Here is an 8,870-nt window from a genome sequence, read left to right as displayed (position 1 = left end):
CCCGTACGCCAACGTACGGGTCGGATTGGTTTCTACCCTCCTCGCGGAGGGGATTGCCATGAGGACTCGTCAGATCGCCGTCGCGGCCGCATTCGCCGTCTCTGGGGCTGCCGTCGCGGCCCTGGGTATGGGTGGCACCTCGTTCGCACAGGGGCTGATCACCGGTGACGACATCCAGGACGGTTCCATCACCGGGCGGGACATCCGCGACCACAGCATCGGCGTGCGCGACCTGAGCTTCGACGCGCGGCGGTGGCTGCGCTCGCACGGCGGCGGTGGCGGCGGGGGCGGCGGCGGTGATCACGGGCACCAGGGCTCGCCGGGGCAGCCGGGCCCGCCCGGGCAGCCGGGCCCGCCGGGGCACGATGCCACCTTTGTCGGCGCGCGCTGGGGCCTGCTCGACCGCAACGTCATCGGGGCTGGGTACGCGGCGCTGCGCTCCGGACCCTATGAGTCCGCTCTCGGCCACGTGACGCCGCCGTCCGGCATCGGCAGTCTGCACATCCAGACCTCGTCCGTCACGGACCAGGTCGACTTCGGCAACGGGGTCGACTTCGTGGGAGATCGGGTCGCCGATCTGACCCAACTCGCCTTCGACGTCTACACAGTCGGTGAGAATCAGGCCCCCGCGAACGGCGGGGTAGGGAATCTTCCGGGGATCAAGATCGAGATCGATCCCGACGGACCGACGAGCGCCACCTACACGTACACCACAATGGGGTTCCTGCCCACCGGAGCTGCGAGCCAGGCCGGAAAGTTCACGCACTTCACCGCGACGGACGGTTTGTGGTTCTTCACCCAACAGTTCGGTACGGACTCGGGGTGCAACCTAACGACACCGTGCACGTTCCAAACCGCGAAGAGCAAAGTCCTCAACGGGACCGTCTACACGATCGGCGTCGGCAAGGGCCGGGACCACGCCTTCGCCGGCGCGGTCGACGACTTGCAGATCAACAGGACGGTCTACGACTTCGAGCCGTTCGGCGTATACGCGCGGCCCGCCACCTGAGGCCTGCCGGGGGCAATAACATCGGGCGGTGGACAGGTTCCGGGTACAGGGCGGGACGCGCCTTCGCGGTGAGGTGACCGTCGACGGGGCCAAGAACAGCGTGCTCAAGCTGATGGCGGCGGCGCTGTTGGCGCCAGGTCGGAGCACCCTGACCGCGGTGCCGGACATCCTGGACATCGAGTACATGGCCGCGGTGCTGCGTCGTCTGGGGTGCGAGGTCGAGGTGGGCGCGGGCACGGTGGTGATCGACGTGCCCGAGACGTTGGAGCACGAGGCGCCATACGAGTTGGTGCGCCGGCTGCGGGCCTCGATCTGCGTGCTGGGCCCCCTGGTGGCCCGCTGCGGGCAGGCCAAGGTGGCGCTGCCGGGCGGGGACAACATCGGCTCCCGGGCGCTGGACATGCACATTGCCGGGCTGGCCAAGCTCGGCGCGACCACCGAGTTCGAGCACGGCTACATCCTCACCGGCGCGCCGGACGGGCTGCGCGGCGCGGCGGTGTGGCTGGACTTCCCCAGCGTCGGCGCGACGGAGAACGTGCTGATGGCCGCGGTGCTCGCGCACGGCGCCACGGTGATCGACAACGCCGCGCGCGAACCGGAGATCGTCGACCTCGCCGACATGTTGTGCGCGATGGGCGCCAAGGTGGTCGGCGCGGGATCCTCCACGATCGAGGTGGAGGGGGTCAGCTCGCTGAGCCCGACCGAGCACCGCACGGTGGCCGATCGGATCGTGGCCGGCACCTGGGCGGTGGCCGCCGCGATGACCCGGGGCGACGTGATTGTCCGCAACGCCAACCCGCACCACCTCGAGCTGCCGCTGGACAAGCTGGTCACCGCCGGGGCCGACGTGGAATTGCTGACCGACGGGTTCCGGGTGTCCATGGAGCGGCGGCCGGAGGCCGTCGACATCATGACGCTGCCCTACCCGGGCTTCCCGACCGACCTGCAGCCCGCGTACATCGCGCTGAACACCATCGCGGCGGGTGCCGCGATGGTCACCGAGAACGTGTTCGAGGCGCGGTTCATGTTCATCGACGAGATGGTTCGGCTCGGCGCGGAGATCAAGACCGAGGGGCACCACGCGGTGGTGCGCGGACGGGAGCAGCTGTCCGGTGCCCCGGTGCGGGCGCACGACATCCGGGCCGGCGCCGGTCTGGTGCTGGCCGGCCTGGTTGCCGACGGGGAGACCATCATCACCGACGTGCACCACATCGACCGCGGCTACGCCGGGTTCGTGGAGAAGATGTGCGCACTGGGTGCGGTGATGGTCCGGGAACCGGATCCCGATGTCTTTGAGGGCTGAGACCCCGTCAGCTTGCTCCTTCGTTGAGGATCCGGCGCGCGGCGTCGGCGTCGTCGGGGAACACCAGCAGGCGAAGGCCGGATTCGGTGCGGGTCAGCGTGGCCTTGATGCCGGCCGCCTCGAGGCGCTGCCGGGCCCGCACGCCACCCAGTTCACTCTGCGGCGCCGCGACGGGGACAAGCAGTCCGTAGTCGTTGTCCCGGCCGCGGTGCACCGGGGTGGACAACAGGCTGTCCCGTCGAGCTGAATACGCCCAGCGCAGCACCATGATCAGCACCCCGACCACGGCAAATGCGAGAAACGGCGCCCAGGAGACGTGGCCGGAGTCGTGCCCCACCGCCCATGCGTACCATGGAGTGGGAGGTCGACGATGCCGCACCGCGACAAACCCTGGTTGATCCGTACCTATGCCGGTCACTCCTCGGCCAGTGGTTCGAACGCGCTGTACCGACGCAACCTGGCCAAGGGTCAGACCGGGTTGTCGGTCGCCTTCGACCTGCCCACCCAGACCGGCTATGACCCGGACCACGTGCTGGCCCGGGGCGAGGTCGGCAAGGTCGGTGTGCCGGTGGCGCACCTGGGGGAGATGCGTCGACTGTTCGACGGCATCCCGCTGGACACCATGAACACCTCGATGACCATCAACGCCACCGCGATGTGGTTGCTGGCGATGTATCAGGTGGTCGCCGAGGAGCAGGCCGAGGCGGCGGGCCAGGACCGCGTCGAGGTGTTGCGCCAGCTGGCCGGGACCACGCAGAACGACATTCTCAAGGAGTATCTGTCCCGCGGCACCTACGTGTTCCCGCCGGCCGCGTCCATGCGGCTGACCGTGGACACCATCGCCTACACCGTGGCCAACGTGCCGAAGTGGAACCCGATCAACATCTGCAGCTACCACCTGCAGGAGGCGGGGGCCACCCCCGTGCAGGAGTTGGCCTTCGCGATGTCCACCGCGGTCGCGGTGCTGGACGCGGTGCGCGACTCCGGGCAGGTGGCGGTCGAAGATTTCGGCGAGGTCGTCGCCCGCATTTCGTTCTTCGTGAACTCCGGCGTGCGCTTCGTCGAGGAGATGTGCAAGATGCGCGCGTTCGTCGCGCTGTGGGACGAGCTGTGCCTGAACCGCTACGGGGTCACCGACGCCAAGGCGCGGCGGTTCCGCTACGGCGTGCAGGTGAACTCGCTCGGCCTGACCGAGGCGCAGCCGGAGAACAACATCCAGCGCATCGTGCTGGAGATGCTCGGCGTCACGCTGTCCAAGGACGCCCGGGCGCGGGCCGTCCAGCTGCCCACCTGGAACGAGGCGTTGGGCCTGCCGCGGCCCTGGGACCAGCAGTGGTCGCTGCGCATCCAGCAGGTGTTGGTGCACGAGTCGGACCTGTTGGACTACGACGACCTGTTCACCGGCTCGGTGGTGGTGGAGGCGAAGGTCGCCCAGTTGGTGGCCGACGCCCGGGCCGAGATGGACCGCATCGCGGAACTGGGCGGCGCGGTGGCCGCGGTGGAGTCCGGCTACATGAAGGCCGCCCTGGTGGCCTCGCACGCGGCTCGGCGCGCCCGGCTGGAGTCCGGTGAGGACGTGGTGGTGGGCGTCAACGCGTTCACCGAGTCCGAGCCCAACCCGCTGCTGGCCGACCTGGACGCGGCCATCCAGACCGCCGACCCCGAGGCGGAAGCCGCCGCGATCGCGAACGTGCAGGCCTGGCGGGCCGAGCGGGACAACGACGCCGTGGTGGCCTCACTGGACGCCTTGGCCGCGGCCGCGAAGACGGGGGAGAACCTGATGGTGGCCACGCTGGCCTGCGTACGGGCCGGCGTCACGACCGGGGAGTGGTCCGGTGCGCTGCGCGAGGTGTTCGGCGAGTACCGCGCCCCGACCGGGGTGTCGGGCGTGAGCGGCGCCCCCGACGGCGAGGGCATCGCCGCCGCCCGGGCCGCGGTCGCGCGGACCGGTGAGGAACTGGGCCGTCGGTTGCGCCTGCTGGTCGGCAAGCCGGGCCTGGACGGGCACTCCAACGGCGCCGAGCAGGTGGCGGTGCGCGCCCGCGACGTCGGCTTCGAGGTCGTCTACCAGGGCATCCGGCTCACCCCGGAGCAGATCGTGGCCGCGGCGGTCGCCGAGGACGTGCACTGCGTGGGCCTGTCGATCCTTTCCGGATCGCACATGGAGCTGATCCCGGCGGTGCTCGCCGGCCTGCGCGAGGCCGGCGCCGGGGACCTGCCGGTGATCGTCGGCGGGATCATTCCGGACGCTGACGCGCGGGCGCTGACCCGGGCCGGCGTGGCCGCGGTGTTCACCCCGAAGGACTACGGGCTGACCGAGATCATGGTGCGCATCGTGGACGTCATCCGCGCCGCAAACGGATTGGTGCCACTCGCTCATTCATGATCTGAGCGAGCACTGTCATACGCGAGGCGTCATTCTGAGCCCCGAAAACGGCCCCAAACTGACGACTGGCGTATGAGAGAACTCGCTGCGCTCATGAATGAGCGCAGCGGCGATCGGCGCCGCGGCATCAGGCGAACAGGCCGCGGATGTCCTCGGCGTCGAACCGCCCGCCGAAGCCGTCGCCGGTGTCCAGCACGCTCGCGAACAGCTCGGACTTGCGGGCCTGCAGCGCCATGACCCGCGCCTCAATGGTGTCGTGCGCGATCAGCCGGTACACGTGCACGGTGCGGGTCTGACCGATGCGGTGGGTGCGGTCGACGGCCTGGGCCTCGGCGGCCGGGTTCCACCAGGGGTCCATCAGGAAGCAGTAGTCGGCCTCGGTGAGGTTCAGCCCGAACCCGCCGGCCTTGAGGCTGATCAGGAACACCGGGACGGTGCCCTCCTTGAACCGGGTGATTACCTCCGCCCGGCGCGTGGTGCTGCCGTCCAGTCGGCAGTGCTCGATGCCGGCCGCGGCCAGCCGCGCCTCGATCAGGTCCAGCAGCCCGGTGAACTGGCTGAACACCAGCGTGCGGTGCCCGGTCCCGGCGACGGCGTCGAGATGCGCGAGGAGTTCGTCGATCTTGACGTTGGGCACGTCGCGGTGCTCGTCGGAGGCCAGCCCCGGGTGCAGGCTCAGTTGGCGCAACAGGGTGATCGAGCGCAGGATCATGAACCGGTTGCCGTCGAGGTTGTCGAGCAGCTTGAGCACCTTCTGGCGCTCCCGGGCCAACGCGACGTCGTAGATCTTGCGATGGCGCGGATCGAGTTCGAGCTCGAGCCGTTGTTCCTGCTTGGCCGGTAGCTCCGGCGCGACCTGCTCCTTGGTCCGGCGCTTGAGCAACGGGCGGATCCGGCGACGCAACTGGGCCAGGAGTTCGGTGTCACCGTTGCGTTCGATCGGGGTGGCGTAGAACTCCTTGAACGCGCCGGGGTCGGGGAACAGGCCCGGCGCGGTGATCGAGAGCAGCGACCACAGTTCCAGCACCGAGTTCTCCAGCGGGGTGCCGGTGATCGCGAGCTTGAACGGCGCGCGGAGCTGCCGGGCCGCCCGGTGCACCTTGGCGTTGCGGTTCTTCACGAACTGCGCCTCGTCCAGCAGCAGGCCCGCCCACTCGTGGGCCTGATAGGACTCGGCATCGATGCGCAGCAGGGCGTAGGAGGTGACCACGGCGTCCGCGCCGGCGGCGAGTTCGGCGATGTGGGTGCCGCCCTCGCGCGTGGTGCGCCGTGCGGTCCCGGACACGGTGTGCACCCGCAGGCCCGGGGTGAACCGGGCGGACTCGGTCGCCCAGTTGGATACCACCGAGGTCGGCGCGACGATCAGGAACGGCGGGGCGTCCGGCTGCGTGTCGCGGGCGTGCGCGATCAGGGCCAGGGACTGCAGCGTCTTGCCCAGCCCCATGTCGTCGGCCAGGATTCCGCCCAGGCGGTGTTCCCACAGGAACGCCAGCCACTCGAAGCCCTCGAGCTGATAGGGCCTCAGTTCGGCGTGCACGCCCGGCGGCAGCGGCGCCCCGCCGACTTTCTCCAACCGGCGCAGCGCCGCGACGTGGGACTTCCAGGCGACGGCCTGTCGGTCCACCACGCCCAGGCCGACCAGTTCCTCCCATACCGAGGTCTGGTACCTGCTGATTCGCAGTGGCCCCTCCGGGGCGTCGCTCAAGGCGCGGGCCTCCTCGATGAGCCGGCGCAGCGCGAGCAGTTGCGGCTTGTCCAATGAGAAGTACGCCCCGCCGGGCAACAGCAGCTGCGAGCGGCCCTTGGCCAGCGCGACGAACAGGTCGAGGAACGGCACGGTCTCGCCGTCGACCGTCACCGAGATGCCGAGGTCGAACCAGTCGCCGTCGCCACGCACGGCCGTGGTGGAGACGCCGATGCGCACCGCGTCGTCGGCCTCGCGGTAATCGGCAGGCGTGCCGAGGATCTCCAGCCGGATGTCCATGCGATCCCGCAGCAGCGGGAGGAACTCGGTGGTGAACCGCATGGTGTCCAGGCCGGTGCACGACGCCACGCCCTGCGCAGCGTCGCTGAGCCCGAACTCGGTGAACCCCCGCCCGAGACTCTCGCGGAGCACCGCCTCGGCTGTGCGGTCCCGGTACCCGGCGCCCTCCTCGCCGCCCACCGGCAGCCGACGTTGGGTGCCGCTGACGTTGTAGTCCCACCCCCAGCGCAGCGCCAGCGCGTGCTCATCGCCGTAGGTGGCCTGCAGCACCAATACGGGCGCGGAGACCTGCGGGGGGTGAAACGAACCGTCGCTGGAGATCACCGGGGCGAGCAGGCGCAGCCGTGGGTAGTACTCGTCGCGGAAGCGGTCGTGGTGCTGCTCGGGTACCGGCAGACTGCGCTGCTCCAACGCCATCCGCAGGATCGTCGGCGGAGTCGGGGCGGACAGCGAGACCAGCCGCAGCGGCCAGGTTGCCGGGTTGCCGGTGAAGTCCGGCTCGGCGGCGGGCACGACCACCGCGCCGATCCCGTTGCCGATGAAGGCGACCGGCACCACCGCGGCGGTGCTGCCGTCGATCCGCAGCACCGGAGCGGCGCGCAGATCTGTGCCCGCGCCGTCGGCACCGGTGACGTCCAGGCACAGTTCGGCGGCGACGATCGGCGGCAGGTCACCCAGGTCGGGCGTGGTGTGCACCAGGCGGATCCCGGCGGCGAGGCCGGCGGCCAGCAGCGGGAACAGCGCGTTGGAGGTGATCGCGGACAGCTCGATGGTGCGGTCCTCGCCGTAGTTGGCGTAGCCGTTCCACCCGCTGCCCGTGCGGGCCCGGTAGAGGGCGTGCAGGTCGGCCAGCACCCGGACCTGCTCGGGGTCGTAGTCGGCGGAGAACTGCAGGCCGGAGAGCCTGCCCCAGGCCAACCCGCCGGCGATCCAGCCCCTGCGGCCGTTGCGCGCCAGGCGAGCGGACAGCTCGAGGCTGCCGGCCAGCCGGGTGCCGTCCCAGCGGTTGGTCGGTGTCCGGGTCAGGGCCAGCTCGATGGCCAGGGTGTGCCGGGCGGGCGGGGTCGCCTCACCCGGCGTCGCGCCGAGCAGGGACTCCCAGGGCGTCTCCCAGGTGGCCGGCGTGGGCGCCGGCGGCGGGGTCGCGGCCGCCTGCCGGGAGGCGACCAGGGCCAGGGCAACCGCGTGCTTGCAGTCGTGGCGCATCGGGCAGGTGCATTCCCCGCGGCGGAACCGGGCCGGCGCGGAGTCGTCGAAGCGCACGGTGGTCAGGTACTTCTCGCCCCGGCTGCCGATCACCGACCCGACCAGCGTCCGGACGGCCTCTCGCCAGGCCACGTGCTGCACGGCGCCGTTGTCCGCGTAGGCCACCCCGCGCAGGAACGTCGCGGTGCCCACCCCGGCGCGCAAGCTGTCCCGGTCGCAGGCGAAACCGGGGTCGACGGACATGCCTCAGACGCTAATGGCGGGCGGTGACAAGCGGTGGGAGGAACGGCTCAGAAAAGGCGGTCCTCGGGTTTGTCGACGCCGCGCAGGGCATCGTAATCCAGCGTGATGCAGCGGATGCCGCGGTCGGTGGCCAGGACACGGGCCTGAGGCTTGATCTCCTGGGCGGCGAACACGCCGCTGACCGGGGCCAACAGGGGGTCGCGGTTGAGCAGGTCCAGATAACGGGTCAGCTGCTCCACGCCGTCGATCTCGCCGCGCCGCTTGATCTCGACGGCCACTGTGCCGCCGGTGGCGTCGCGGCAGAGCAGATCGACCGGGCCGATGGACGTCGGGTATTCCCGGCGGATCAAGCGCCACCCCGGGCCGAGGACCTCGGCCTGCTCGGCGAGCAGGACCTGCAGGTGCGCCTCGACGCCGTCCTTGACCAGGCCGGGGTCGATGCCCAGGTCGTGGCTGGAGTCGTGCAGTACCTCGTACAGGGTGATCTGCAGCTGCTCACCGGCCTTGTTCGTGACCAACCAACCGGTGTCCGTCTCGGTGCGTGAGCACGGCGGGGACATCCAGTTCAGCGGTTTGTAGGAGCCGCCATCGGAGTGCACCAGCACCGAGCCGTCGGCCTTCACCAGCAGCAAGCGGGTGGCCTCCGGCAAATGTGCGGTGAGCCGCCCGACGTAGTTCACCTCGCACCGGGCGATCACCACACGCACGGCACAAACCTACCGGCGACCGCGGCAACCGA

6 protein-coding genes are annotated in these 8,870 nt (G+C 70.4%); 3 read left to right on the top strand and 3 right to left on the bottom strand.

Annotated features, from left to right (window positions below; genetic code table 11):
- Positions 1-58: 58 nt before the first annotated feature.
- Both VGJ14_06500 and murA read left to right on the top strand, forming a co-directional pair.
- A complete protein-coding gene (locus tag VGJ14_06500; protein ID HEY2832057.1) occupies positions 59-1,009 on the top strand; it encodes a hypothetical protein in 951 nt (316 codons plus the stop codon).
- A 28-nt stretch (positions 1,010-1,037) separates the two neighbouring features.
- Positions 1,038-2,312 carry a UDP-N-acetylglucosamine 1-carboxyvinyltransferase gene (gene murA, locus VGJ14_06495; GenBank protein ID HEY2832056.1) on the top strand — a complete coding sequence of 425 codons (1,275 nt, stop codon included), beginning with the start codon at positions 1,038-1,040 and terminating at the stop codon, positions 2,310-2,312.
- 7 nt (positions 2,313-2,319) lie between these two features.
- Here murA and VGJ14_06490 read toward each other — a convergent pair whose 3' ends face one another.
- A complete protein-coding gene (locus VGJ14_06490; protein HEY2832055.1) occupies positions 2,320-2,649 on the bottom strand; it encodes a hypothetical protein in 330 nt (109 codons plus the stop codon).
- 33 nt (positions 2,650-2,682) lie between these two features.
- Between VGJ14_06490 and VGJ14_06485 the strand changes: the two genes are divergently transcribed.
- Positions 2,683-4,698 carry a protein meaA gene (locus VGJ14_06485; protein ID HEY2832054.1) on the top strand — a complete coding sequence of 672 codons (2,016 nt, stop codon included), beginning with the start codon at positions 2,683-2,685 and terminating at the stop codon, positions 4,696-4,698.
- 127 nt (positions 4,699-4,825) lie between these two features.
- Here VGJ14_06485 and VGJ14_06480 read toward each other — a convergent pair whose 3' ends face one another.
- A complete protein-coding gene (locus tag VGJ14_06480; protein ID HEY2832053.1) occupies positions 4,826-8,131 on the bottom strand; it encodes a DEAD/DEAH box helicase in 3,306 nt (1,101 codons plus the stop codon).
- 47 nt (positions 8,132-8,178) lie between these two features.
- Positions 8,179-8,838 carry an endonuclease NucS gene (gene nucS, locus VGJ14_06475; GenBank protein HEY2832052.1) on the bottom strand — a complete coding sequence of 220 codons (660 nt, stop codon included), beginning with the start codon at positions 8,836-8,838 and terminating at the stop codon, positions 8,179-8,181.
- Between the last annotated feature and the right edge of the window lie 32 nt (positions 8,839-8,870).

Source organism: Sporichthyaceae bacterium, from assembly GCA_036493475.1.
In the GTDB taxonomy this organism is placed as follows: Bacteria; Actinomycetota; Actinomycetes; order Sporichthyales; family Sporichthyaceae; genus DASQPJ01.
Note: the sequence above shows the minus strand (reverse complement) of the source record. Positions and strands in the feature narration are given on the sequence as shown.